The organism is Blastococcus sp. TML/M2B (genome assembly GCF_016612865.1).
Taxonomy (GTDB): domain Bacteria; phylum Actinomycetota; class Actinomycetes; order Mycobacteriales; family Geodermatophilaceae; genus Blastococcus.
In genome coordinates this window covers 1,759,008-1,784,250 of the sequence record NZ_JAENZZ010000002.1, presented here as the reverse complement: position 1 = coordinate 1,784,250, position 25,243 = coordinate 1,759,008, and the positions used below count along the sequence as shown (strand labels likewise).

Annotated in this window: 25 protein-coding genes and 1 pseudogene; 12 read left to right on the top strand and 14 right to left on the bottom strand. The window is 74.7% G+C overall.

Going from position 1 to position 25,243, the window contains the following annotated elements:
* Positions 1 to 22 precede the first annotated feature (22 nt).
* From JKP75_RS17185 to JKP75_RS17175, 3 genes are all read right to left on the bottom strand, one after another.
* The gene (locus tag JKP75_RS17185; RefSeq protein ID WP_200490062.1) at positions 23 to 1,555 is read right to left on the bottom strand and encodes a cell wall metabolism sensor histidine kinase WalK; all 1,533 of its coding nucleotides are present in this window, start codon (positions 1,553 to 1,555) and stop codon (positions 23 to 25) included.
* On the bottom strand, positions 1,552 to 2,310 hold the full coding sequence (locus JKP75_RS17180; RefSeq protein WP_200490063.1) for a response regulator transcription factor: 759 nt from the start codon (positions 2,308 to 2,310) through the stop codon (positions 1,552 to 1,554). The genes JKP75_RS17185 and JKP75_RS17180 overlap by 4 nt, the downstream gene beginning before the upstream one ends.
* A 133-nt stretch (positions 2,311 to 2,443) precedes the next feature.
* On the bottom strand, positions 2,444 to 3,235 hold the full coding sequence (locus JKP75_RS17175; RefSeq protein WP_200493289.1) for a siderophore-interacting protein: 792 nt from the start codon (positions 3,233 to 3,235) through the stop codon (positions 2,444 to 2,446).
* Positions 3,236 to 3,467: 232 nt separating this feature from the next.
* On the opposite strand from JKP75_RS17175, the gene JKP75_RS17170 reads away from it, so the two are divergent.
* Positions 3,468 to 3,677, top strand: a complete 210-nt coding sequence (locus JKP75_RS17170) for a DUF2945 domain-containing protein (RefSeq protein ID WP_200490064.1) — start codon at positions 3,468 to 3,470, stop codon at positions 3,675 to 3,677.
* A gap of 39 nt (positions 3,678 to 3,716) precedes the next feature.
* On the top strand, positions 3,717 to 4,202 hold the full coding sequence (locus JKP75_RS24130) for a DUF2795 domain-containing protein (protein ID WP_309229933.1): 486 nt from the start codon (positions 3,717 to 3,719) through the stop codon (positions 4,200 to 4,202).
* A gap of 16 nt (positions 4,203 to 4,218) precedes the next feature.
* On the opposite strand, the gene JKP75_RS17160 is transcribed toward JKP75_RS24130, so the two are convergent.
* Positions 4,219 to 6,462, bottom strand: a complete 2,244-nt coding sequence (locus JKP75_RS17160) for an arylsulfatase (RefSeq protein WP_200490065.1) — start codon at positions 6,460 to 6,462, stop codon at positions 4,219 to 4,221.
* A gap of 93 nt (positions 6,463 to 6,555) precedes the next feature.
* Positions 6,556 to 7,353: a hypothetical protein gene (locus tag JKP75_RS17155; RefSeq protein WP_200490066.1), complete on the bottom strand. Its 798-nt coding sequence runs from the start codon at positions 7,351 to 7,353 to the stop codon at positions 6,556 to 6,558.
* A 182-nt stretch (positions 7,354 to 7,535) separates the two neighbouring features.
* On the opposite strand from JKP75_RS17155, the gene JKP75_RS17150 reads away from it, so the two are divergent.
* On the top strand, positions 7,536 to 9,362 hold the full coding sequence (locus tag JKP75_RS17150) for a LytR C-terminal domain-containing protein (protein WP_309229932.1): 1,827 nt from the start codon (positions 7,536 to 7,538) through the stop codon (positions 9,360 to 9,362).
* Positions 9,363 to 9,501: 139 nt separating this feature from the next.
* Here the strand turns inward: JKP75_RS17150 and pstB are convergent, their stop codons facing one another.
* From pstB to JKP75_RS17120, 6 genes are all read right to left on the bottom strand, one after another.
* Positions 9,502 to 10,281, bottom strand: a complete 780-nt coding sequence (gene pstB, locus JKP75_RS17145; protein WP_200490068.1) for a phosphate ABC transporter ATP-binding protein PstB — start codon at positions 10,279 to 10,281, stop codon at positions 9,502 to 9,504.
* Between the two features lie 42 nt (positions 10,282 to 10,323).
* On the bottom strand, positions 10,324 to 11,400 hold the full coding sequence (pstA, locus tag JKP75_RS17140; protein WP_200490069.1) for a phosphate ABC transporter permease PstA: 1,077 nt from the start codon (positions 11,398 to 11,400) through the stop codon (positions 10,324 to 10,326).
* The gene (locus tag JKP75_RS21850; RefSeq protein ID WP_242473365.1) at positions 11,400 to 11,897 is read right to left on the bottom strand and encodes a PstC family ABC transporter permease; all 498 of its coding nucleotides are present in this window, start codon (positions 11,895 to 11,897) and stop codon (positions 11,400 to 11,402) included. Before JKP75_RS21850 ends, pstA begins: the two co-directional genes overlap by 1 nt.
* Positions 11,898 to 12,426: 529 nt before the next feature.
* Positions 12,427 to 13,539, bottom strand: coding sequence for a phosphate ABC transporter substrate-binding protein PstS (gene pstS, locus JKP75_RS17130; protein WP_200490070.1), 1,113 nt, complete (start codon positions 13,537 to 13,539; stop codon positions 12,427 to 12,429).
* Positions 13,540 to 13,716: 177 nt separating this feature from the next.
* Positions 13,717 to 14,610 carry a mycothiol synthase gene (gene mshD, locus JKP75_RS17125; RefSeq protein WP_200490071.1) on the bottom strand — a complete coding sequence of 298 codons (894 nt, stop codon included), beginning with the start codon at positions 14,608 to 14,610 and terminating at the stop codon, positions 13,717 to 13,719.
* Positions 14,611 to 14,617: 7 nt separating this feature from the next.
* Positions 14,618 to 15,349, bottom strand: coding sequence for a response regulator transcription factor (locus tag JKP75_RS17120; protein ID WP_200490072.1), 732 nt, complete (start codon positions 15,347 to 15,349; stop codon positions 14,618 to 14,620).
* Positions 15,350 to 15,517: 168 nt separating this feature from the next.
* Here JKP75_RS17120 and JKP75_RS17115 point away from each other — a divergent pair, with 168 nt between their 5' ends.
* From JKP75_RS17115 to JKP75_RS17090, 6 genes are all read left to right on the top strand, one after another.
* On the top strand, positions 15,518 to 16,444 hold the full coding sequence (locus JKP75_RS17115; protein WP_200490073.1) for a hypothetical protein: 927 nt from the start codon (positions 15,518 to 15,520) through the stop codon (positions 16,442 to 16,444).
* A gap of 10 nt (positions 16,445 to 16,454) precedes the next feature.
* Complete coding sequence (locus JKP75_RS17110; protein ID WP_200490074.1) at positions 16,455 to 17,147, top strand: DUF2993 domain-containing protein; 693 nt, start codon at positions 16,455 to 16,457, stop codon at positions 17,145 to 17,147.
* Between the two features lie 30 nt (positions 17,148 to 17,177).
* On the top strand, positions 17,178 to 17,621 hold the full coding sequence (locus JKP75_RS17105; protein ID WP_200490075.1) for a thioredoxin family protein: 444 nt from the start codon (positions 17,178 to 17,180) through the stop codon (positions 17,619 to 17,621).
* 150 nt (positions 17,622 to 17,771) lie between these two features.
* The gene (locus JKP75_RS17100; RefSeq protein WP_200490076.1) at positions 17,772 to 18,206 is read left to right on the top strand and encodes a DUF4395 domain-containing protein; all 435 of its coding nucleotides are present in this window, start codon (positions 17,772 to 17,774) and stop codon (positions 18,204 to 18,206) included.
* A 64-nt stretch (positions 18,207 to 18,270) separates the two neighbouring features.
* On the top strand, positions 18,271 to 19,098 hold the full coding sequence (locus JKP75_RS17095; protein WP_200490077.1) for a sulfurtransferase: 828 nt from the start codon (positions 18,271 to 18,273) through the stop codon (positions 19,096 to 19,098).
* Between the two features lie 8 nt (positions 19,099 to 19,106).
* Positions 19,107 to 19,400 (top strand): DUF1416 domain-containing protein, encoded by a 294-nt coding sequence (locus tag JKP75_RS17090; protein ID WP_200490078.1) that lies wholly within the window; start codon positions 19,107 to 19,109, stop codon positions 19,398 to 19,400.
* A 117-nt stretch (positions 19,401 to 19,517) separates the two neighbouring features.
* On the opposite strand, the gene JKP75_RS17085 is transcribed toward JKP75_RS17090, so the two are convergent.
* From JKP75_RS17085 to JKP75_RS17075, 3 genes are all read right to left on the bottom strand, one after another.
* Positions 19,518 to 20,759, bottom strand: coding sequence for a SpoIIE family protein phosphatase (locus JKP75_RS17085; RefSeq protein ID WP_309229931.1), 1,242 nt, complete (start codon positions 20,757 to 20,759; stop codon positions 19,518 to 19,520).
* A gap of 97 nt (positions 20,760 to 20,856) precedes the next feature.
* Positions 20,857 to 21,582, bottom strand: coding sequence for a DUF4184 family protein (locus JKP75_RS17080; protein ID WP_200490079.1), 726 nt, complete (start codon positions 21,580 to 21,582; stop codon positions 20,857 to 20,859).
* Positions 21,583 to 22,260 (bottom strand): TetR/AcrR family transcriptional regulator, encoded by a 678-nt coding sequence (locus JKP75_RS17075; RefSeq protein WP_200493284.1) that lies wholly within the window; start codon positions 22,258 to 22,260, stop codon positions 21,583 to 21,585.
* Positions 22,261 to 22,386: 126 nt separating this feature from the next.
* Between JKP75_RS17075 and JKP75_RS17070 the strand changes: the two genes are divergently transcribed.
* From JKP75_RS17070 to JKP75_RS17060, 3 genes and pseudogenes are all read left to right on the top strand, one after another.
* Complete coding sequence (locus tag JKP75_RS17070; RefSeq protein ID WP_200490080.1) at positions 22,387 to 23,316, top strand: NAD-dependent epimerase/dehydratase family protein; 930 nt, start codon at positions 22,387 to 22,389, stop codon at positions 23,314 to 23,316.
* A 135-nt stretch (positions 23,317 to 23,451) separates the two neighbouring features.
* Complete coding sequence (locus JKP75_RS17065; RefSeq protein ID WP_200493282.1) at positions 23,452 to 23,988, top strand: FABP family protein; 537 nt, start codon at positions 23,452 to 23,454, stop codon at positions 23,986 to 23,988.
* Positions 23,985 to 25,187 (top strand): annotated as a pseudogene (locus JKP75_RS17060) (DUF885 domain-containing protein); the annotation flags it as partial. The gene JKP75_RS17065 and the pseudogene JKP75_RS17060, both read left to right, overlap by 4 nt.
* Positions 25,188 to 25,243: the final 56 nt, after the last annotated feature.

Below are 25,243 nucleotides of genomic sequence, written 5' to 3'. Positions count from 1 at the left end.
GTTCGAATGGTGACAGGCGGCCTCAGCCCGGCTGGTCGGCGGTCCCGGACAGCGGGGCCGCGGGCGGGTGCTGGGGCGGGGGCCCTCCCGGGTCCTGGGGCGGCCCGGAGCGCCGCAGCCGCACGGTGAACGCCGCGCCGCGGCCGGGTGCGGTGGCCAGCTCGATGGTGCCGCCGTGCGCCTGGACCAGGGAGGACACGATCGCCAGCCCCAGGCCGGTGCCGCCCGCCTCGGCGCCGCCGTTGCGGGTGCGGGAGGTGTCGGCCCGGTAGAACCGCTCGAAGGCGCGGGCGGCGTCGGCGTCGGCCATGCCCGGCCCCTCGTCGGCGACCCGCAGCAGCAGGACGTCGTCGCCGTCCTGCCCGACCGAGACGGTGACCCGGGTGCCCGGCGGGGTGTGGGTGAGCGCGTTGGTGACGAGGTTGCCCACGACCTGGCGCAGCCGGCCCTCGTCGCCCAGCACGACCGGGACGTCGGTGAGCGTCTCGTCCAGGTGCAGCGCGATCGGCCGGTCGGGCTGCACGGCGCGGGCGTCGTGCACGGCGTCGCCGGCGATGGCGGCGAGGTCGACCGGGGTGAGCGTCAGCGGCCGGCGCTGGTCGAGGCGGGCCAGCAGCAGCAGGTCCTCGACGAGCAGCCCCATCCGCCCGCCCTCCGCCTCGATCCGCGTCATCAGGCGGGCCACCTCCTCGTCGGAGCCGACGGCACCCTGCCGGTACAGCTCGGCGAAGCCGCGGATGGAGGTGAGCGGGGTGCGCAGCTCGTGGCTGGCGTCGGCGACGAACCGGCGCATCTTCTCCTCCGAGCCGCGGGCCTCGGCCTCGGAGGCCTGCTGCGCGCGGAAGGCGCTCTCGATGCGCGCCAGCATCCCGTTGAGCGCGGTGGCGAGCCGGCCGACCTCGGTGCGCTGGTCGCCCTCGGGCACGCGCTGGGAGAGGTCGCCGGCGGCGATGGCCTGCGCGGTGCGCTCGACCTCGGCCAGCGGGCGCAGGCTGTTGCGCACGAGCAGGTAGCCGGCCACGCCGAGCAGCGTCAGGACGACGAGCCCGACGACGGCCTCGATGCGCACGAGCCGGGTGATGGCTGCTTCGTCGTCGTCCAGGTCGGTGGCGACGAGCAGCTGGTAGCCGGCCCCGACCTCCACGGTCGCCGCCCGCCACGTCGTGCTGCGGTCGTCGGACGGCAGCGTGAACAGGCCGCGCCGGTCGCCGTCCACCGGGTCGAGGTCCGGCATCCGCCCGGGATCCTGCACCGGCCCCCACATGACGACCGGGTCCGCCTCGTCGCGGAGGCAGATGAGGACGTCGGTGGCCGGATAGGCCTGCGCTCCCTGGACGCAGGCACGCAGCACCTGCCGGTTGTGCGAGTACCGCTCGGCGGCCGAGCGCAGCTGGGTGTCGCTCTGGTCGGTCAGGTAACCGCGCAGCAACGAGGTGGACGCCAGACCGGTGGTGACCAGTCCGACGGCGAGCAGCGCCACGAGCAGCGCGACGAGGGTGACCCGCAGCGGCACCCGCGGGCCCCGGCGCGCCGTCGTCGGCGCGGGTTCGGTCATGCGCCGCGCGGCAGCCGCAACGTGTAGCCGACCCCCCGGATGGTGTGCAGCAGCCGGGGCTCGGTGGTGTCGATCTTGCGGCGCAGGTAGGAGATGTAGGACTCCACGACGTTGGCCTCGCCGTTGAAGTCGTAGTTCCAGACGTGGTCCAGGATCTGCGCCTTCGACAGCACCCGCCCGGCGTTGGCCATCAGGTAGCGGAGCAGCTTGAACTCCGTCGGCGACAGCCCGATGACCGTGCCGGCCTTGATGACCTCGTGGGTCTCCTCGTCCAGCTCGATGTCGGCGAAGGTGAGCCGCGGCGCCTCGGCCGCCTGCTGGGCGCCGGTGGTCCGCCGCAGCACCGCCCGGATGCGGGCGATGACCTCGTCGAGGCTGAACGGCTTGGTCACGTAGTCGTCCCCGCCCAGGGTCAGGCCCGAGACCTTGTCCTCCGCGGCGTCGCGGGCGGTCAGGAAGAGCACCGGCGTGCGCCGGCCGGACTCCCGCATCCTGCGGACCACGCCGAACCCGTCGAGGCCGGGCATCATCACGTCGAGCACCAGCAGGTCGGGGCGGAACGTCTCGGCGAGCGCGAGCGCCTGCTGGCCGTCGGCGGCGGTGGCGACCTCGAAGCCCGCGTACCGCAGGCTGGCCGAGAGCAGCTCACGGATGTTCGGCTCGTCGTCCACCACGAGCAGCCGGGCCTCGGGGGTCCGGTTCTGCGGGCTGCCGGTCACGGTTCCTCCGGTCGCGCGAGCGGGTGCCGTCGTCATGACCCCGAGCGTCCTGCCCGGGGCTGCCGCCGCGCTGGACGCTACCTGTGAACTGCCTGGACGCCGCGAGATCTGCACACTCGGGCCTTTCAGGCCGGGGAGAGCCCCGAGCGTGCAGATCTCGTGGAGGGGGTCAGCCGGGGGGAGCCATCGCGCGGCCGCGGCGCCAGTAGCCGATCGCGTGGTGCTGGGCCCGGCCCAGGCCCCAGCGGCCGCGCAGGTCGGCGCGGATCGCGCGGACGGCGGCCGACTCGGCGCCGACCCAGGCGAAGACGTCGTCCGTGCCCGGCCGGTCGAGGGCGGCGACGGCGTCGACCAGCAGCGTGCTCTCGCCCGGCGGCGTGCCCTTCCGGTGCAGCCAGCGCACCTCGACGCCGGGGGGAGCGGCGAGCGGCTGCTCCTCCTCGGGCCCGGCCACCTCGAGCAGCGCGACGCCCGTCGTCCCGGGGTCGGCGGCGGCGAGCAGCCGGCTGATCGCCGGAAGCGCGGTCTCGTCGCCGGCGAGCAGCACCCAGGAGGCCGGGCGCTCGGCCAGCGACGCCGCACCGGCGACGGCGAGCAGCGACCCGGGTCGCGCGGCGCCGGCCCAGGCGGCGGCCGGCCCGTCCCCGTGCAGCACGAAGTCGATCTCGAGCTCGCCGGCGGCGGAGTCCTGCCGGCGGGCGGTGTAGCTGCGCAGCGCGACGCCGTGGCTGCCCTGCGGCCAGACGATCCGGCCGTCCCGCTGGATCCGCGGCCAGCGCGGCTCGGCGTCCCCGACCCGCGGCACCAGCAGGTTCACCGTCGGCCCGGCGGCGGCGACCGCCTCCGGGCTGCCGCTCAGCAGCACCCGGCGCACCGACGGGGTGACGTCGGTGACGGCGACGACGGTGAGGACGTCGACCGGCCGCAGGCCGTCGTCCGCGGGATCGAGGGGGGAGGACACGCTCGGAGGCTAACCGCGGCGGAACGGGGCCGACCCGGCCGTCCCCGGGGGAATGGGGTCGACCGGGCCGGCGAAAACCACGCTAGGTGAGCAAACGGCTCCTGCCAGCGCCCGCACGGGTGAGTGCCCCGTCCCGAACGGGTGATCGCGTGAACCCACCGTGCCGATGTGTGCCGCCCGGCCGCGGCGGGCACCGGGAGCCCACACCGTCCACGAGCGCGAGGAGCCGGTCATGGCCGACGAGTTGGAGAAGGGTGACCACGTCACCTGGAAGAGCCACGGCGGCACCGCCGAGGGCACCGTCGAACGGAAGATCACCTCCGACACCGAGGCCTCCGGCCGGACGGTGCGGGCGAGCAAGGACGACCCGCAGTACGAGGTCAGGAGCGAGAAGAGCGGCGGCACCGCGGTGCACAAGCCCTCCGCGCTCGACAAGGACTGATCCACCCGGCACCCGCCGGAGACGAGGACAGGAGACGACGTGACCGAGACCGGGGACGACGTGACCGAGACCGGGGGCGACTTCGCCGGCGTGAGCGCGCGGAGCACCAAGCACAGCCCACGGGTCGACGAGGAGCTGGAGCACGAGATCCAGGGGATGCTCAAGGCCGAGCGGGCCACCCGGTCCGAGGAGTGGCGCGAGGCCGAGCCGGTCGCCGAGGGTGACCCCGACCTGACCGCCGACCCGACCGGCAGCCTGGTCGGCGGGACGCCGGTCGGCATGGACGCCGACGCCGTCGTCGCGCGTGCCGAGCTGGCCCGCTGGCTGGACCGCGCGGACTTCCCGAGCACCGGGCCCGAGCTCGTCGAGGCCGCCCGCGACCACCGCGCGCCCGACGCGGTCGCCGCCGAGCTGGAGCGGTTGCCGGCGGGGGAGACCTACGAGCGGATCGGCGACGTCGTCCGCGCGCTCGGGTACCCGACCGAGACCGGACCCGGGCCGGGCGGGACCGAGCCGCAGGCCTGAGCCGCCGCCGGCGTCGTCACTCGCGCGCGAGATCGGCGGCGCCGGCGCCCTCGTGGTCGACCTCCTGGTCGGTCACCAGGTCCACGGTGACGCGGACGAGGTCGCCGGTGTAGGCGAAGGGCCCCATGTGCCGGCCCGTCCCGTCGTAGTCGGCCACCGTCGTGCCGCGGTCCAGGCCGATGTCCAGGCCGGACCAGGAGATCATCAGCCAGAAGATCTGGTCGGTCTCCATCGAGCCGGCCGGTTCGCCGTCGATCAGCAGCGTCCCGGTGCCGTGCGGGAAGGTGCCCTCGCCTCGCCGCTCCATCGCGAAGCCCAGGGTGGTCGCCTCCGGCGGGATCGGCCGGTCGGAGGTGACCAGCTGGTGCGTGCCGCCGATGTTGAGGTCGTGCACCAGGTGCCCGTCCCGCACGAAGAGGGAGTAGCCCGACGTCGCGTCACCGTGCGCGATCAGCACGCCGTCGGCGGCGCCGCGGGCGCCCGACGGGTTGACGTGCGCGGTGATCCGGTAGCTGCGGCTGCGCAGGTCCGGCGCGACGTCGCTGGGCACGTGCCCCATGCCCGACCAGAAGGAGAACCGGGTGCGGGCGCCGGCGTGCCGGGCGGCGTTCTCGGCGAAGCGCTCCCCGAAGCGGTCGTCCAGCGGCAGGACCTTGTTGGCCGCGGCCTCCTCCCACCAGCGCTCCTGCAGTGCGGCGAGCCGCTCGGGCTGCTCGTCGGCCAGGTCGTGCACCTCGTTCACGTCGGTCGAGAGGTCGTAGAGCTCCCACCGGTCGTTCTCGAACGGGGTGCCGGGCCAGTGGTAGGCGACGGCCTTCCAGCCCTCGTGCCAGATGCCGCGGTGGCCGAACATCTCGAAGTACTGCGTGGTCTTCCCGGTGACGGCGTCCGGCTCGGCCAGGGTCGGCGCGAAGCTGACCCCGGTCATCCCGTCGGCCTCGATGCCGAGCAGGTCCAGGACGGTCGGCGCGAGGTCGGCCACGTGGCAGAACTGGTGCCGCAGGCTCCCGGCGTGCTCGGCGCCGACCAGCCGGTCGGGCCCGGCGACGATCAGCGCATCGCGGACGCCTCCGCCGTGGGTGTTCTGCTTGTAGCGCTTGAGCGGCGTGTTGGCCGCCATCGCCCAGCCGTGCGGGAAGTTCGAGTGGGTGTCCGGGCCGCCGATGTCGTCGAGCCGCGCCAGCTTCTGCTCGAGGGTCTCGGCGATCATGTTGAACGGGCCCATCGCGTTGACGAACCCGAGCGGGCCGCCCTCCTGGCTGGCCCCGTTGTCCGACGTGATCAGCACGAGCGTGTCCGCGAGCTGCCCGGTCGCCTCGAGCGTGTCGATCAGCCGGCCCAGGTGCTGGTCGAAGTGCGCCAGCATCGCCCCGTAGGCCCCGGCCAAACGGGCGAAGAGCCGCTGCTCGTCGGCGGTGTGCTCGTCCCACGGCCGGACGCCGTCGTTGCGCGGGGGCAGCACGGTGCCGGCCGGCACGATGCCCCGCCGGATCTGCTCGGCCAGCCGGTCGTCGCGGGTGCGGTCCCAGCCCTTGGCGAACGCTTGCGCGTAGTGGTCGATCAGCTCCCGGGGCGCCTGGTGGGGTGCGTGGCAGGCGCCGGGGGCGAGGAGGACGTGCCACGGCACGTCCGGCGTCGCCGCCTCGTGGCTGGTGACGAAGGTGATCGCGTGGTCGATCAGGTCCTCGGTCAGGTGGTAGCCGGTCTCGTAGGTGCCGGGTGCGGCGACGTGGCTGTTGTCCTGCACCAGCTCCGGTGAGTACTGGTCGGTCTCGGCGTCGAGGAAGCCGTAGAAGCGGTCGAACCCGCGGCCCAGCGGCCAGCCGTCGAACGGGCCCGTCGGCCCGGTCTCGGTCAGCGGCGTGCAGTGCCACTTCCCGACCATGTAGTTGCGGTAGCCGACGTCGCGCAGCCGCTCGGCGAGGGTGGGGATCTCCGCGGCGATCTTGCCGCGGTAGCCCGGGAAGCCGGAGTCGAAGTTCGCCAGGCAGCCCATGCCCACGTCGTGGTGGTTGCGGCCGGTCAGCAGCGCCGAGCGGGTGGTCGAGCACATGGCGGTGGTGTGGAAGCCCGTGTACCGCACGCCGGCCGCGGCGAACCGGTCGATGACCGGGGTGGCGATCTCCGAGCCGAAGCAGCCGAAGTCCCCGAAACCGACGTCGTCCAGCAGCACGATGAGCACGTTGGTGCGCGGCCCCGGCGGCCGGACCGGGTCCGGCCAGTGCGGCACGGAGTCGGCGATCGTGCGGCCGATCGTCACGGGAGCATCCCGGTGGCAGTCCTGCTGAGGGCTGGCATGGCCGGACGCTAGCAGCGGTCTCCCCGCAACGGCCCTGGTCAGCGCGTCGCGCGCTCAGGCCTCCGCGTCGCGGGCCTCCTCCTCGGCGATCTCCTCCGCGCCGCGGCGGCGGAACAGGCGCGAGCCCGGGAAGCCCTTCACGACCTGGCGCATGTCCTGCACGGTGTCGAGCAGGTCCCGCAGGTTGGGGGCGACGTCGCCCATCGACTCGACGATCGGCAGGACGTCCTCGTCCAGGTGCACGATCAGCTGCGGCAGCCGGTCGATCAGCGTCACCATCGCCTGGACCTCGTCGGGCTCCAGGCTCGCGGCCAGCCGGCGGACCGACGGCGCCAGCGCGGTCAGTGCCGGCACGTAGTCGTCCAGCATCGGCTCGACCCGGCCGACCATCCCCTCCGCCCGGCCGACCAGCGCGTCGGCGCGGTCGGAGGTGCCGCCGACGGCGTCGATCGTCCGGTCGGCCTTGTCGTTCGTGGCGCCGACGGCCTCGATGGCGGCGTCGGCTTTGGTGTTGGTGGCGCCGACGGCCTCGATGGCGGCGTCGGCTTTGGTGTTGGTGGCGCCGACGGCCTCGATGGCCCGGTCGGCCTTCGTATTGGTGCGGTCGACCGCCTCGATGGCGGCGTCGGCCTCGGCGTTCGTCCGCTCGACGCCCGCGATCAGCCCGTCGGCGCGGTCCACCACGCCGTCCACCCGGGCCAGCAGCCCGGAGACCTGGTCGAGCAGCTCCTCCACGCGACCGAGCACGGCCGCCGCGCGCGGCACCAGGGCGAGCGCGTCGGCCACCCCGTCCCGCGCGCCCGTCACGGCGGCGACGACGTCCGACGGACCGGGCAGCGACGGCAGTCTCACCTCGCGCACGCTACGCAGGTGCCCGGTCGCCCACATCCCGATCGGGCACCACCGGGTGACGCCGCGGGCGCCGGCGGCTTGCGCGCGTCGGCGGATCGGGACGCCGGACCGCCGTATCGTGGTGACCTCCCGCCCCCCGGGCGCGGGACCAGAGCAACTCCGAACAGAGGGTGTCGACACCGGTGGGGGACGAGCCGACGGCCGACGACGCGCGCAGCCGCGTCGGCGCTGACGGCTCGCGACACCGCCGCACCGGCCCCGTCGCGCCGGCCGGACCGCCGCCGGGCGTCCGCAACGGCCTGCCGCCGGTGCCCGAGGGCGCGACGGCACCTCCGCCCTCGCCGCAGGCCGGCCTGCCGCCGGTGCCGCAGGCTGGGCTCCCGCCCGTGCCCGGTGCGGCGCCGCGCCCGCCCCGCCCCCCGCTGCGCGACGCCGTGCCGGCCGCGCCGCCGGCCGCGCGCCCCGTGGTCCGGCGCAGCGGCCCGGTCCCGCCGCTGCCCGGCACCCGCCCGCCCCTGCCCGGGACGACGCCGGCCGGTCCCCGGCACCCGCGGCGCCCCGCCCCGGCCACGACCCCGGGACGGCGCCGGCTGATCCGGGCCGGGATCGCGCTGGCCGGCGTCGTCGGCGTGGTGCTGCTCTACCACCTGGGTCTCTACTTCTACGTCGACCAGAAGATCGGCCGGGTCGACGCGCTGGCCACCGACGGGCCGGAGATCCTCGCCGCGCAGCTGCAGGAGGCCTCGGACACCTACCTCGTCGTCGGCACCGGGGTGCCGGGCCAGGAGGGCCCCGCCTCGGTCGCCACGTTGCTGGCCTCGGTGTCCGGTGACGGCGAGCGCGCGGTGCTGGTCGGCATCCCGCCCACCGCGCTGGTCGACACCCCCACCTGCCGCACCGCCGACGGCGGGCTGCGCACACCCCGCACCGAGGCGTTCGCCCGGTCGCTGCTCGACGGCGGGCCCTCCTGCATGGTCCGCGCGGTCCAGCAGCTCTCCGGCGTGCAGATCGACCACTACCTCGGCGTCGACCTCGCCCGCCTGCCCGGGCTGGTCGACGCGCTCGGCGGGGTGCCGGTGTGCATCGTGCCGTCGCGGGCGACGGCGGCCGCCGCGGTGCCCCCGCCCGCCGGCGCCTCCGAGCTCACCGGCGAGACGGCCACCGGCTACCTGCGCCCGGCCGGCGACGGCTCGGACGCCACCGGGACGGCGGTCGCCGAGCGGGCCCAGCGGCTGCTGACCTCCACGCTGCGCGCCGCGATGTCCCGGTCGAACGTCCTCGACCCGGTCACCCTCACCCGGTTCCTCACCCGGGCCGCCGACGCGCTCACCGTCGACGAGCAGACCACCCTCGGCGACCTGCGCTCGCTGGCCTCCTCCCTCGGCGACGTCTCCGGCGACGCCGTGGCGCGCACCGGCCTCCCGGTCGCCCAGGTGGGCCACGTGCCGGCAGGCTCCGACGAGGCGTTCGTGCTGCTCGACGGCGCCGGCACGCGCAGCCTCTTCGACGCGGTGATCGACGGCAGCCGCGTGCCCGAGGGCTTCGTCACCGAGACCGATGCCGTCGCGCAGCCGGGGGAGGGCCCCGAGGAGCAGCCGGTGGCCGTGCCGGCCGATCCGGGCACCGCGCTCCTCAGCCCGGCCGAGGTGCAGCTCGACGTCCTCAACGGGACCGGCACGCGGGGGCTGGCGAGCACCTCCGCCGACGACCTGCGCGCCCAGGGCTTCGTCGTCGGTGAGGTGGGGAACGCCGACGGGACCGTCAGCCAGTCCGTCGTCCGTCACGGGCCGGGCATGGTCGCCCAGGCGCGCACGGTCGCTGCCGCCGTCCCGGGCTCGGTGCTGCAGGCCAGCGACGACATCGGCGAGACCGTGCAGCTGATCATCGGCCCCGGCTACGCGGGCGTCGAGCCGCTGCCCGCCCCGGTGGCGGAGCCGCAGCCGGTCCCGGACGACACCGCCGAGGCCCCGGCTGCGGCGGAGCAGCCCGCCCCCGTCAGCTGCGGCTGACCGGCGTGATCACCTCGCAGCCACGGCGCTGCGGGGGGCTGGCGGGACGACCATCGATGCGTGCTGATCGCGGGCGGCGTTCCCGCGGGAACGCCGTCAGGCACCTGGCTCGGCCACGTTCGCGCGGGAACGCGCCGGCTCAGCCGAAGCGACCGGAGATGTAGTCCTCGGTGGCCTTCTGGTCGGGGTTGCTGAAGATCTTCTCCGTCGGGTTGAACTCGATCAGCCGGCCGGGCTGCCCGACCCCGCTGAGGTTGAAGAAGCCGGTGGACTCGCTCACCCGCGCCGCCTGCTGCATGTTGTGCGTGACGATCACGATGGTGAACCGGTCCTTCAGCTCCGCCATCAGGTCCTCGATCGCCAGCGTGGAGATCGGGTCCAGCGCGGAGCACGGCTCGTCCATGAGCAGCACGTCCGGCTCGACCGCGATGGCGCGGGCGATGCACAGCCGCTGCTGCTGACCTCCCGAGAGGCTGGAGCCGGGCCGGTCGAGCCGGTCCTTGACCTCGTTCCAGAGGTTGGCGCCGCGCAGTGACTTCTCGACCAACTCGTCGGCCTCGGACTTCTTCATCCGCCGGTTGTTCAGCCGGTTGCCGGCGACGACGTTGTCGTAGATGGACATCGTCGGGAACGGGTTGGGCCGCTGGAACACCATGCCGATCTGGCGGCGCACGTCGACCGGGTCGACGTCGGCGCCGTAGAGGTCGTGGCCGTCCATGACGACCTTGCCCTCCACCCGGGCGCCGGGCAGCACCTCGTGCATCCGGTTCAGCGAGCGCAGGAAGGTGGACTTCCCGCAGCCCGACGGGCCGATCAGCGCGGTGATGCTGCGCGGCTCGATGGAGATGGTGACGCCCTCCACGGCCAGGAAGTTGCCGTAGTAGATGTTGAGGTCGGAGACCTCGATGCGCTTGGCCACGGAAGTGTCCTCTGGGTCGGTCGGTCGAAGCGTCGGAGCCGGTCAGCGACCGGTCGAGGGGGCGAAGAAGCGACTGATCAGGCGGGCGACGACGTTGAGCGCCATCACCAGGATGATCAGCACGAGGGCAGCGGTCCAGGCCCGGTCGAGGAAGGCCTGGGTGGCCGTGCCGGGCTGGGTGAGCTGGTAGTAGGCGAACACCGGCAGCGTCGCCATGCGCCCGTCGAACGGGTTGAGGTTCGTGCCGGTGATCAGGCCGACGGTCACCAGCAGCGGGGCGGTCTCGCCGACGACGCGGGCGACCGACAGGGTGATGCCCGTGCCCAGCCCGGCGATCGCGGTGGGCAGCACGACCTTGACGACCGTCCGCCACTTCGGGACGCCGAGCGCGTAGCTGGCCTCCCGCAGCTCGTTGGGGACGAGCTTGAGCACCTCCTCGCAGGACCGGACGACGACCGGGATCATCAGCACCGACAGCGCGACCGCGCCCATCACCCCCATCCGGACGTCGTTGCCGAACAGCAGCGTGAACAGCGCGAAGGCGAACAGGCCGGCCACGATCGAGGGGATGCCGGTCATGACGTCGACGAAGAAGGTGATCGACCGCTTCAGCCGCCCGGTCGCGTACTCGACCAGGTAGATCGCCGTCATCAGGCCGATCGGCACCGAGATCAGCGTCGCCAGCGCCGTGATGATCAGCGTGCCCAGGATCGCGTGGTACGCCCCGCCGCCCTCGCCGACGACCCGGAACATCGAGTTGGTGAAGAACTGGCCGTCCAGGCGCGGCAGGCCGTTGTCCAGGACGGTCCAGACCAGCGACACCAGCGGGACCATCGCCAGGCCGAACGCCGTCGTCACCAGGCAGGTGACCAGTCGGTCGGTCGCCTTGCGCGGGCCCTCGACGGCACGGGTGACGACGTAGACCGCGAGCGTGCCGAGCAGCACGCCGTAGATCACGGTGGAGACGACGCCGAAGCCGGTCAGCGCGGAGAGCCCGGCGCCGAGGGCGATGCCGGCCAGGTACAGACCGAGCGGCGCGAGGCGGGGGAGCCGACGACGGGAGCGCACGGCGGACTGCGGCGCGGGGCGCTCCGGGGCGGACTGCACGGCGGTGCTCATCAGTTGGCTCCGGAGAAGTCGGCCCGCCGGTTGACGACCCAGCGGGCGAGCATGTTGACCACCAGCGTGATCACGAACAGCACGAGGCCGCTGGCGATCAGCGTGTTGACCCCCAGGCCGGTGGCCTCCGGGAACCGCAGGGCGATGTTCGACGCGATCGTCGAGGGGTTGGAGCTGCTGATCAGGTTCAGCGTGGCGCCGGCACCACCGGAGAGCACGATCGCCACGGCCATCGTCTCGCCGAGCGCCCGGCCCAGGCCCAGCATCGCCCCGCCGATGATCCCGGACTTGCCGTAGGGGAGGACCGCCATGCGGATCATCTCCCAGCGGGTCGCGCCCAGCGCCAGCGCCGCCTCGCGGTGGAGGGCCGGCGCCTGGCTGAACACCTCGCGGGAGATGGCCGAGATGATCGGCAGGATCATCACCGCCAGCACCAGGCCGACGGTGAACATCGTGCGGCCGCTGGCCGAGGAAGAACGGCAGGAAGCCCAGGTCATCAAGGGCCGGGGCGAGGACGGCCAGGCCCCAGAAGCCGTAGACGACGCTGGGGATGGCGGCCAGCAGGTCGATGACGTAGCCCATGGCGGCCGCGAGCCGGCGCGGCGCGTAGAAGGTCACGTACAGCGCGATGGCGACGGCGAGCGGGGTCGCGATCAGCAGCGCGAGGACCGCTCCCAGCAGGGTGCCGAGCACGAGCGGGCCGACGTAGGACGCCAGGCCCTCGCCGCCGGGGATGTCCTCGGCGGGGGCGGTGAGCGCCGGGACGGCCTCGCTGATGAGGAACGCCGCGACGCCGGCGAGGACGAGCAGGATGAAGATGCCGGAGCCCTTGGCGCTCCCGGCGCGAAGATGCGGTCGCCCGGCCGGCGGACGGCGCGCTGCTGCGGCGGCGTCTCGGGCGGGGCCTTCGTGGTGGTCACCGGTGCTCCGTGGGCTCGGTCGTGGGGGTGCGGGTGCGCGGTCCGGGTGGTGCGAAGGCCCGGGACGTCGGTGCGACGTCCCGGGCCACCGCGGTGCGGGGTGCGATCAGCCGGCGGTGGTGATCGCCTCGACCGCGGTCTGCGCCTGCTCGCGGAGCGCGTCGGACAGCGGCGCGTTGCCCGCGTTGTCGGCCGCGACCTGCTGGCCGTCCTCGCTGATCACGTACTCCAGGAAGGCCGTGACGTTGTCCGCGGTCTCCTGGTCGTCGTAGGAGATGCAGCCGACGTGGTAGCTGACCAGGACGATCGGGTACTCGCCCGAGCCCTCGGTCTTCCGGTCGACCTCGATCGCGAAGTCGTACTCACCCCGGCCCTCGACCGCCGGGGAGTTCTCCACCACCGCGGCGGCGGACTCGGGCGTCGGGGCGACGAACTCCTCGCCGACCTGCACGTTGACGACGCCGAGGTCGCCGGCCCGGCTGGCGTCGGCGTAGGTAATCGCGCCGGGGGTGCTCTCGACGACGCCGACGACGCCGGAGGTGCCGTTGGCGGCCTCACCGCCGCCCAGCGGCCACTCGCCGTCGGGCTCGGAGGTCCACACGTCACCGGCGGTCTGGAACAGGTAGTCGGTGAAGTTGTCCGTCGTCCCGGAGTCGTCCCCGCGGTGCACGGGGGTGATGGCCGTGGCCGGCAGGGTCGCGTCGGGGTTGTCCGCCGCGATGGCCGGGTCGTTCCACGTGGTGATGGCGCCGGTGAAGATGCCCGCGATGGTGGCCGGCGAGAGGTCGAGCTCCTCGACGCCCTCGAGGTTGAAGATGACCGCGATCGGCGAGATGTAGTTGGGCAGCTCGAAGATCTCGCCCCCCGCGCAGCGCTCCTGCGCCGCGGCGAGCTCCTCGTCGTCCAGCGCGGCGTCGGAGCCGGCGAAGTCGGTGGCGCCGGCGATGAACTGCTCGCGCCCGCCGCCCGAGCCGACCGGGTCGTAGCTGAAGTCCACATCCGGGTACTCGCCCTGGAACCCGGCCTGCCAGGCCTCCATGGCGGCCTGCTGGCTGCTGGCGCCCGCGCCGACCAGGTCGCCGCTGAGCTCGGCGGCGTCGCTGCCGCCGCCGGTGTCCCCGGAGCCGGACTCGTTGGCGGCGCCGCACGCGCTGAGCGCGAGGGTGCCGGTGAGCGCCATCGCCAGGGTGGTGGCGCGCGCCGTGGTGCTGAGCTTCAACGAAGAACCTCTCGACATGGCCCGGACGTCTTCCGGGCAGCACTGGGACCGTCGAGGAGGACGCTAGGAAGCCGAGGTGGCCGGTGGCCCGGACCCGGGTGAACGGGAGGTGAACGGCCGCGGAGGTGTTGCCGACGGCACGTGCGACAGGTCACCACCGGGCCGTGAACGGGCCCGTCAGGCGGGGGTGCGCCGCCAGGAGACGTCGACGGCGTAGCGGGTGAAACCGCGCCGCTCGTACAGCCGCACGGCCGCGGTGTTGTCCTCCTCGACGTAGAGGAGCACCGAGCCCAGGCCCTGCCGGTGCAGGTGCGCCAGCCCGAGATCGGTGAGCGCGCCCCCGAGCCGCAGCCCCTGTGCGTCGGGGTCGACCCCGAGCACGTAGATCTCGCCGACCGGATCGGGCCCGGCGTCACCGGCCGGGTGCACCTTCGTCCAGTGCGAGCCGAGCAGCGTGCCGCCGTCGTCGGGGTCGCCGCGCCAGGCCATGAGGAAGCCGGCGGGGTCGAACCACGGCTCGGCCTCCCGCAGCTCGAGGTCGGCACGGGTCATCCGGCCCTGCTCGGGGTGCCAGTCGAAGGCGCGGGCGTTGACCCGCAGCCACGCCTCCTCGTCGACGCCGGGGCGGAAGGGCAGCACGCGGACGTCGCCGGGGAGGCGTGGCTGCGGATCGGGGTCGGTGCCGGCCAGGTCGCGGCGCATCTGCAGCAGCACGCGGGCGCGCTCGAACCCGTGGGCGCTGAGCAGCTCGGCCGAACCCGGCAGGTCGCCGTGCGCCCAGACGTCCAGCGGGCGGTCGCCGGCCAGCTCCAGCAGCTCGCCCAGCAGGGCGCGGCCGTGGCCCCGGCGCCGCAGCTCCGGGTGCACCACCAGCTCGGCGCTTCCGTCGTCGTAGCGGGCGTAGCCGGCGAGGGCGCCGTCGTCGTGCACCACCAGGTCCGACCCGCCCGGGGTGCCGTGCTGGAGCCGCAGCTCGGCCTCCTCCGACAGCGGCCGGACGCCGTCGGCCGCGGCGGCGGCACGCAGCAGCGCGAGGACGGCGTCGACGTCGACGCCTCGCCCGGAGCTCATCGGGCGGTCAGACCAGCTCGGCGTCGGACTCCGCCTGCGTCGCGCGGGCGGTGGCGTCGGCGACCTGCTGGTCGAGCTTGTAGCCGACGTTGCGGACGGTGCCGATCAGCGCCTCGTGCTCCGTGCCGAGCTTGGCGCGCAGCCGGCGGACGTGGACGTCGACGGTGCGCGTGCCCCCGAAGTAGTCGTAGCCCCAGATCTCCTGGAGCAGCTGGGCGCGGGAGAAGACCCGGCCCGGGTGCTGCGCCAGGTACTTGAGCAGCTCGAACTCCTTGTAGGTCAGGTCGAGCGGGCGGCCGCGCAGCTTGGCCGAGTAGCTGTGCTCGTCGATGACCAGCTCGCCGGCCTGGGTGACGCCCTTGTCGGCGCCGTCGGCGGGGGTCGTGGCGGCGAGCCGGCGGGCGGTCGCCCACTTCAGCCGCGCGTCGACCTCGGCCGGGCCGGCGGTGTCGAGCAGGACGTCGTCCACACCCCAGTCGGCGGAGAGCGCCACCAGGCCGCCCTCGGAGAGGACGGCGACCAGCGCGCCGGCCACGCCGGTGGAGGAGAGCAGCCCGCAGAGCGTGCGGGCCTGGATCAGGTCGTGACGCGCGTCGACGAGGACCACGTCGCCGGAGTCGCCGTCCAGCAGGCTCGACAGCTCGGGGGCGACCACGTGGACCTGGTGACCCAGGAGCCCGAGGGCGGGCAGCACCTCGGTCGTGGCCTGTCGCGCGGAGGTCATGAGGACCAGTCGCATGTCGTCTCCTCGAGGGTTCCCACGACGCGCAGCCGTGGCGGCCGTCGACGACGCTGTCGAGGTGAGGACGCAGGATAGCCGACACGGCCGGGCGCGGGCAGCGCCTGGCCGGGACGTCACCCGCGGCGGTACCCGGTCCGGGGCCGGCTGCGTGCCACCATCGACGGCGTGAGCACCGCCGCCCCGCCGTCCCGCCTGACCGCGCGGGGGCACCACCTGCCCGCGGCGGCGTTCGCGGCGGTCGCCGTCGCCCTCCTCGTGGGGCTGCCCGCGGTGCTCGGCCAGACCGGCCGCCTCGCCGCCGTCCTGGTGCTGCAGCTCGGCCTGGTGCTGTGCTGGGTGCTGGTCACCGGCATCCAGGGTTTCGCGGGCTCGCTGGCAGTGGGCGCGGGGGTCGCGGTCGCCGCCGACCTCGCCCTCGTGCTGCCCGACGACCCCGAGCTCGGCGAGCTGCTCGCGGTGATCGGCGTCGGCTTCCTGGCCGTCGTCGTCCAGCAGATGCTGCGCCGGCGCCGCAGCGACCTGGTCGCCTCGCTCGCCGGGGCGGTGCTGCTGATGGTCGCCGTCGCCGCGCTGGCCGCGCTGCTCCTGCTGGGCCGCACCGACGCCGGCTCCGAGCGGGCGCTGGTCGCACTGCTGGCCGTGGGCGCGGCGCTGGTCGTCGGCCACCTCGTCGACGCGGCGCTGCCGCGGCCGCAGCTGGCCGACGGCGTGCCGCGCGGGCTGCTGGGCCTCGTGCTCGCGGTCGCCGCGGGCACCCTGGTCGCGGTCCTCGCGGCCGGCACGGGCGAGGCGCTGGACGTCGAGCGCGCGCTGGTGCACGGCGTGGTGATCGGCGGCGTCGCGGCGCTGACCGCGCTGGTCGCCAGCTACCTCGTGGTCGAGGCGACTCCCGAGCCCATGCCCCGGGCCGCGCCCGGGCCGACCTCCGACGCCACCGACGAGGCGGACGCCGGGACCGACGGCGGGACCGACGACGAGGCCCCCGACGCCCAGGTGCAGCAGTTCTCCCCCTGGCTGCTCCCGGTCGTGCAGGTGGCCCTCCCCGTCGCCGCCTGCGCGCCGGTCGCGCTGGCGCTGCAGGCCGCGCTGTGAGCGGGCGCCGGTGAGGGCGCTGCTCGTGGGGCTGCTGCTGCTGGCCGGCATCGCGCTGGTGGCCGACCGGGTCGCGGTACGGGTCGCCGAGGGCACGGTCGCCGACGAGCTGGCCGCCCAGGAGCAGGTGACCGGCGAGCCGGAGGTCGACATCCGGGGGTTCCCGTTCCTGACCCAGGCCGCCGGCGGGCGGTACCACGACGTGCGCATCTCGCTGACCGCCGCCCAGCCCGGGCAGGCCGGCGAGGTCCCGGTCGACACCGTCCTGCGCGGGATCCGCGTCCCGCTGTCCGACGCGCTGTCCGGTGACGTGAGCGAGTTGCCGGTGGACCGCATCGACGGCCGCGCGACGCTCGCCTACGACCTGCTGGCCCAGGAGCTCGGCGGCGACGCCACGCTCAGCCCGGAGGGCGACGGCCTGCGGATCAGCCGCACCGTGGAGCTGCTGGGCTACACGCTGCCGGTCAGCGCCGCCGGCACCGTGACGCTCGAGGGTGACGAGCTCGTCGTCGACGTCGAGCGGGCGGCGGGGGCCGGCGTCGAGATCCCGTCCTTCCTCGTCGGGCGGGTGAGCGACCTGCTGGACCTGCGCTACACCCTGCCCGAGCTGCCCTTCGGCCTGCGGCTGACCGGTGTCGCGCCGGGAGCGGACGGGGTCCAGGTGCGCGTCGAGGCCGACGACGCCGTGCTGCGGGCGGAATAGCCGACCGGATCGATCGGGTTACGCCCGTCGATGAGCACGATCGGGATCGTCGTCCTCGCCGTCGCGCTGGCCGCGGCGGCGCTCGCGGCGTGGTGGCAGCGCACGCGCGACGGCGCGCTCCGGCCGGTCCGGGAGGAGGACGAGGTGGACGCGGGAACCGCGGCGTTCGAGCGGCTCGGGGTGCGCCCCGGGGACGCCGACCTCACCGTCGTCCAGTTCTCGACCGCGTTCTGCGGCCCGTGCCGGGCGACCAAGGCACGGCTGGCCCAGCTGCAGACCACCCGGCCGGGCCTGGCCGTGGTCCAGGTCGACGCCGAGAGCCACCTCGACGAGGTGCGCGCGCTCGACGTCCGGCGCACGCCGACGCTGTTCTACCTCGACCGCTCCGGGGCCCTCGTCGGGCGCAGCAGCGGCGCCCCGCGCGCCGAGGAGCTGACCGCCCTCGTGGACGCGCACGCGGGGGTGTCGCGGTGATCCGCTACCCTCGCGCCGTGGGCATCCTGCTGACCTCGCGCCGCACAGTGGACCTGTGCCGCCTGGGCAGCTGCCTCTGTCCGACCTCCTGAGGTCGGCACCCGACCGACCAGACGCGCCCTGTCCGCCGTTCTGAGGTCCTCTCCCGCAATGACTGCACCCTCCGCGCTGATCGACGTGCGCGCGCCCCGCTTCGCCGCGGCGCTCACCTCGGTCGTCCTCGCCGTCGCGCTGCTCACCGGCAGCGGCTGGCTGGTCGCCGTCCAGGCGCTGGTCTTCGCCGCCGGTGCGCTGGCCGGCCTGCGGTTCTCCCCCTACGGCCTGCTCTTCCGCACCCTCGTCGCCCCGCGGCTGGGGCCGGTGCGGGAGCGCGAGCCCGAGGCGCCGCCGCGCTTCGCCCAGCTCGTCGGCCTGCTGTTCACCGTCGTCGGCGCCGCCGGCTACCTCGCCGGCGTCCCCGTGCTCGGCGCCGTCGCCACCGGCGTCGCGCTCGTGGCGGCCCTGCTCAACGCGGCCACCGGGTTCTGCCTGGGCTGCGAGCTGTACCTCACCGCCCGGCGGGTGCTGCCCGCCCGCACCGCCTGACCGACCTGATCCAGACCATGCACGACATCCAGACCATGCACGACCGACCACAGGGAGCTACACCATGAGCCGTACCGACGTGCTCGTCTCCGTCGACTGGGCCCAGGAGAACCTGGGCACCCCCGGCATCGTCTTCGTCGAGGTCGACGAGGACACCAGCGCCTACGACGGCGGCCACCTCGAGGGCGCCGTCAAGCTGGACTGGAAGCAGGACCTGCAGGACCCGCTGCGCCGCGACTACCTCGACAAGACCGCCTTCGAGGCGCTGCTGTCCTCCCGCGGCATCGGCAACGACGACACCGTGGTGCTCTACGGCGGCAACAACAACTGGTTCGCCGCCTACGCCTACTGGTACTTCAAGATCTACGGCCACCGCGACGTCAAGCTCATGGACGGTGGCCGCAAGAAGTGGGAGCTGGACGGCCGCCCGCTGTCCAAGGACGCCGTCTCGCGCCCCGCCACGCAGTACGTGGCGAGCGAGCCCGACCTCTCCATCCGCGCGTTCCGCGACGAGGTCGTCGCCGCGATCGGCAGCAAGAACCTGGTCGACGTGCGCTCGCCCGACGAGTTCTCCGGCAAGATCCTCGCCCCCGCGCACCTGCCGCAGGAGCAGTCGCAGCGCGCCGGCCACGTGCCGACGGCGATCAACATCCCGTGGAGCAAGGCCGCGAACGAGGACGGCACCTTCAAGTCCGACGAGCAGCTGGCCGCCCTCTACGGCGAGCAGGGCTTCGACGACAGCCGCGAGACCATCGCCTACTGCCGGATCGGCGAGCGCTCGAGCCACACCTGGTTCGTGCTCAGCGAGCTGCTCGGCAAGAAGAACGTCAAGAACTACGACGGCAGCTGGGTCGAGTACGGCTCGCTCGTCGGCGTCCCGATCGAGAAGTGAGCTGACCCATGTGCGGAGCCCCGAAGCAGGGTGGTGCCCTCGCCGGCATCGACCTGAGCACGCAGACCGTCATCCAGGGCCAGGTCTGGCACGACGGCGCGCCCGTCGCCGGCGCCTACGTCCGGCTGCTGGACGGCACCGACGAGTTCACCGCCGAGGTGGTGACCAGCCCCGAGGGCGAGTTCCGGTTCTTCGCCGCCCCCGGCACCTGGAAGGTCCGCTCCCTCGCCGCCGTCGGCAAGGGTGAGCGGACCATCGACGCCGAGGTCGGCCTGAACGAGACGACGATCGTCATCGAGTAGTAGAAGGACCCCCTTCCCCCCGCCCTTCGCACGCTCAGGGCGGGGCCCTGAAGGGGGCCGCCCGCTCGGGCGGCGGTGCGCCCGTTCCGGCTCCGGCCGGGGCGGGCGCTGCCGCGTTCAGGCGAGGCCGGGCGGTAGCACCGTCGGGCCCGCCTCGGCCGGCCGCGGCCGGTCCTCGGGGTAGGCCCGCACGGCCACCACGGCGACGTCGTCCTCGCCGGCCCGGGGAACGAGCCGGTCGAGGACCGTGTCCAGCAGCTCGGGCAGCGGCGTCCGGCCCAGGTCGTGCAGTGCGTCCTGCAGGCGGGCCATGCCCTCGTCGAGGTCGGAGCCGCGCCGCTCGACCAGGCCGTCGGTGACCAGCAGCAGCGTGTGGTCGGAGTCGAGCTCGACGGTGTGGTCGTGCCGTGGGACGGACGGCTCGACGCCCAGCATCAGGTCCGGAGGCGTCTCCAGCACCCGCGAGCTGCCGTCGGGAGCGAGCAGCAGCGGCGGGACGTGCCCGGCGTTGCTCCAGCGCACCACCCGGCGTCCGGTCACCGGCACGTCGGGGTGCCGCTCGATGCGGGCGAGGATCGCCGTCGCCACGGTCGAGACCGCCAGCCCGGTCGCGGTCCGGTCCGTGCGCTGCAGCGTCGCGGCCGGGGTCTCCTCGTTGTCGTAGGCCAGCGCGCGCAGGGTGCCGCGGAGCTGGCCCATCGCGGCCGCGGCGCTGCTCCCGTGCCCCACGACGTCGCCGATCGCGAGCATCGTGGCGCCGTCGGGCTGGAGGAAGGCGTCGTACCAGTCGCCGCCGACCTGCGACTGGAGGCCGGCCGGCAGGTAGCGGACGACGACGTGCAGGTGGTCGGGCTCGGGCGGCGGGGTGAGCAGCGCCTGCTGCAGCCGGTCGGCGAGCGCCCGGGACGACGCCGCCTCGCGGGCCAGCCGGTCCAGCTCGGCGGCCTGCGCCTCGGCCGCCCGCCGCTCGCTGAGGTCGCGGAAGGACACGATGACGCCGGTGACCTCGCCGTCCTCCACCGTCGGGACGGCGATCAGCTCGACGGGCACCGGGACGCCGTCCTTGCGCCAGAACACCTCGTCGTCGGCCAGCACGGTGCGGCCGCTGCGCATGGCCTGCCAGACGGGGCACTCCTCGCGCGCGTACGCGGAGCCGTCGGGACGGGAGTGGTGCAGCAGGGCGTGCTGGTCGAGGCCGCGCTGCTCGGCGGACGGGTAGCCGGTGAGGCGCACCGCGGCGGGGTTGACGAACTCGACCCGCCCCTCGACGTCGAGGCCGTAGATGCCGTCGGCGACGTTGGCCAGCACCCATTCGTACCGGGCGAGCGCGCGTGCGAGCTCCTCCTCGGGCGATCGCACGCGCACCTCCGTCGTCCGGGCCGTGCCACAGCGGTGCCCGGCGATCGCTGGTCCGCTCGCACGCAGTCTAGGTGGCCGCCCGGCAGCTCACCCCCGGTCACCGGGTGCGGTGCCGCACCTGCCAGACGGCGGCGAGCACGGCGGCGGCGGCCAGGGCGGTGCCGCCGCCCCACGTCGCGGCGTCGTAGATCGCCTCGCCGAGATCGCCGGCCGGCACCGCGGCCACCGCGCCGACGACGACGCCGACCGTGCCCAGCAGCACCCAGGGCCACCGGCGTCCGGGCGGAGGGGTCGTCCGGGCCGGCGTCCGGCGCCACCAGCGCACTGCCCAGGCGAGCAGCACCAGCCCGCCCAGCACGCTCGTCGCGTACTGCAGCCACCGGTAGCCGGGCATCGCCCCCCACTGCTCGGCGAGCACGGGGAACGTCTCCGGACCCCAGCGCCGGGCATGGGTGAACTCGTCCCACAGCACGTGGGTGGCGGCGCCGACGGCGAGTGCGAGCAGCGTCCAGGCGCCGCGCGACGGTGACGCGAGCCGGCTGCGCAGCCCGACGGGGACGCCGGCCACCCGGGCGCGCAGCGCGGCCGGCGCGGCGCGCACCGCGGGTGCGGCCAGCAGCCCGTGCCACAGCGCCCACGCGGCCAGCCCGATGAGCACGTCCGTGGTGACGACGGCGGTCGCGGTGTGCGTCGGCCAGGGCAGCGCGAACGGCAGGTAGAAGGGCAGGTCGGGTGCCACCGTGCCCGCGACGAGCGCGGAGACGGGCAGCGGCGTGCGCAGGAACGGCAGCGCGGCCGCCGCGTGGCTGGGGGTGAACGGCACTCAGAGTCCGAGGAGCGCGGCGAGCTCGGTCATGGCGCGGTCGAAGTAGCGGTCGCCGTCCTGGACCGAGCCGACCAGGTGGCCGAACAGCTCGAAGCTGATCGTGCCGAACAGCGAGCTCCACGCGAGCAGGGCGCGCACGCGGACGGCGTCGTCGATCGACGGGTGGTCGCCACCGAGGACGGCCGCCGTCTCATCGCTCACCAGCGCGGGGTCGCGGCCGCCGGTGCCGGGGGGCAGGGCGCCGGAGAAGGCGGCGGCGCGCAGGATCCCGCCGAGTGCGATGCCGACCCGCGCCGCGGCCGGGACGGTGTCCGGCGGTGCGGAGTAGCCGGGCACGGGGGAGCCGTAGAGCAGCGCGTACTCGTGCGGGTGCGCCAGGGCCCACGCCCGCACGGCCCGGCAGACGGCCAGCCAGCGCTCCCGGGGCGGGTCGGCGGGGGCGTCGGCCGCCTCCGCGGCCTCGCCCAGGGCGTCGTAGCCCTCGAGGATCAGCCGGGTCAGCAGGTCGTCACGGCTGGGGAAGTACCGGTACACCGCGGACGACACCATCCCCACCTCCCGGGCCACCGCGCGCAGCGACAGCGCGGCCGCCCCGACCTCGGCGAGCTGGCGACGGGCAGCGGCGGTGATCTCGGCGGTCACCTCGGCGCGGACGCGCTCGCGGGCTGTGGGCACGGCTTCGATGATGCCCGGCGAGATCACCGATCGCAATGGAGAGCACTGCTCTTGACACGGGCGGCGACGGCGGTAGAGCATCGTTCGCATCAGAGAGCACCGCTCTCGTCCAGCGAGGAGATCGTCATGGGACTGCACGTCGTCGTCGGCAAGGGGCCGGTCGGCACCACCACCGCTGAGCAGCTGGTCGCCCGCGGGCACGCGGTGCGGGTGCTCTCCCGCAGCGGGGGCAGCTCGACCGACGCGGTCGAGCACCGGCAGGTCGACGCCACGGACGCCGACGCCCTGGCCGCAGCCGCGGCCGGGGCCGATGCCCTCTACAACGCCGTCAACCCGGCGTATCCGCGGTGGGCCACCGACTGGCCGCCGGTCGCCGCCGCGCTGCTGAGCGCCGCCGAGCGCACCGGCGCGGTCCTGGTGACCATGGGCAACCTGTACGGCTACGGACGGCCGTCCGGCCCGATGACGCCGGAGACGCCGCTGGACGCCACCGACGTCAAGGGTCGGGTGCGCGCCCGGATGTGGGCCGACGCCCTGGCCGCGCACGAGGCCGGCCGGGTGCGGGTGACCGAGGCCCGCGCTGCGGACTTCGTCGGTCCGCAGGTCTCCGCCGAGCACTCGCACCTGGCCCGGCAGCTGCCCGCGCTGCGGGCCGGCCGCCGCGCCTGGGTCGTCGGCGACCCCGACGCCCTCCGGAGCTGGGCCTACCTCCCCGATGTCGCGGCCACCCTCGCCACCCTGGGCACCGACGAGCGGGCCCTCGGGCGGGCCTGGCACGTGCCCAGCGCGCCGCCCCGGTCGCAGCGGCAGGCGCTCACCGACCTCGCCGCGGCCATGGGCGTCCCACCGGTCCCCGTGTCGTCGGTCCCGTGGCCGGTGCTGCGCGCGGTGGGGCTCGCCGTGCCGGTGATGCGCGAGGTCGTGGCCATCCGGCACCAGTTCGACCAGGAGTTCGTGATCGACGCGAGCGCCACCACCGCGACCTTCGGCCTCGAGCCCACCCCGTGGGACGACGTCGTGGCCGCGGTCGCCGCCGGGACGCCGGTGACCGCCTGAGCCGAGGGGCGCCGTCGTCACTACCGTGGCGGGCATGGTTTCTGCCTGGGTCCTGGCCACCCTGGCGGCGCTGGCCGCGCTGTCCTGCGGCTACGGCGCCGTGCGCCTCTCGCGTCGCCCGACGGGGGTCCGGCGGTGAGCGCGCCGACCGAGCTGCCGGTGCCCGACACCGTCGACGTCCGCAGCGGCCCGGAGGTGTCCGACCAGCTCCTGTCGGTGCTGCCGCTGCTGGGCGAGTGGCACGGAGAAGGGCAGGCCGCGGGCACCGGGGGCGATCACCGGTTCGGCCAGTGGGTCCGGTTCAGCCACGACGGCCGTGGGTTCCTCGCCTACGAGTCGCGCACCTGGCGGCTCACCGATGACGGCCGGATCGTCGGCCCCGACCTGCGGGAGACCGGCTTCTGGCGGCCCCGGGGCGAGGGTGACGACGTCGAGCTGCTGGTCGCCGGCGCGGACGGCCTCCTGGAGATCTACGTGGGCGCGGCACGGACCACGACCAGCTGGGAGCTGGCGACCGACGTCGTGGCCCGCACCCCGGACGCGCCGGAGGTGACCCGCGCGGTGCGCCTCTACGGCATCGTCGAGGGCGCGCTCATGTACGCCGTCGACCGCGCCGTGGGCGACGGACCGCTCCGTCCCACGATGTCCGCCCGGCTGGAGAGGATCCGATGACCGACGCGACGCTCCCCGCCACCCCGAGGCAGGTGGCCGACGCCTACGTCGAGGCCGCCTGCGAGCTGGACCCGATCCTCGCCACCTCGCTCGGCGTCCGCCCCGGCGACGACCGGCTGCCCGACCTCTCCCCGGAAGGGCTCGAGGCCGAGGTCGCGCTGCTCCGGGCCACCCTGACCGAGCTGGACCGCGTGCTGGCCGACGACCCGGCGCTCGCCGACGACCCGGTCGAGCGGCGCTGCGCCCGGCTGCTGCGCGAGCGGCTCGGCGCGGAGCTGGACGCGCACTGGGCCGGTGAGGGCTTCCGCTCGCTGAACATCCTGTTCTCGCCCGTGCACTCGGTGCGCCAGGTCTTCACCCTCATGCCGACGGCGACCGACGAGGACTGGGCGGTGATCGCCCGCCGGATCGCCCGCGTGCCCGAGGCCTACCGCGGTTACCGGGAGACCCTGGAGGAGGCGGTGCGCCGCGACCTGCTGGTCGCCCCGCGCCAGGTGCGCACCGTCGTCGAGCAGCTCGACGAGTGGATGGCCGGCCCGTTCTTCACCTCGTTCGTGGCCTCGGGGCCCGAGGCGCTGCAGCCGGCGCTGCTCGCGGCAGCGGCCGAGGCCGACGCCGCGGTCGCGGAGATCCGCGACCACCTGCGGGACGTGTACGGCCCGGCCACCGAGGGCGTGCCCGACGCCGTCGGCCGCGACCGGTACGCCATGGCCGTGCGCCGCTGGACCGGCTCGGACCTCGGGCCGGACCGCGGCCTCGAGGAGGCCTACGCGTGGGGCTGGGCCGAGCACAAGCGGATCCTCGCGGAGCAGCGCGTCGAGGCCGACCGCGTGCAGGCCGGCGCGACGCCGATGGAGGCCATGCGGGTGCTGGCCACCAGCGGCCCCGCCGTCGAGGGCGTGGAGGAGATCCGCGCCCGGCTGCAGGAGATGATGGACGAGGCGATCGCCGAGCTCGACGGCACGCACTTCGACCTCGCCGAGCCGCTGCGCCGGGTCGAGGCGATGATCGCGCCCCCGGGCAGCGCCGCCGCGCCGTACTACACCCGCCCCTCGCAGGACTTCTCCCGCCCGGGCCGCACCTGGCTGCCGACGCTGGGCCGCACCCGCTTCCCGCTGTGGGACCTGGTCTCGATCTGGTACCACGAGGGCGTTCCCGGCCACCACCTGCAGCTGGCGCAGTGGGCGCACGTCGCCCAGCAGCTGTCGACCTACCAGACCTCGGTGGGCTCGGTCAGCGCGAACGTCGAGGGCTG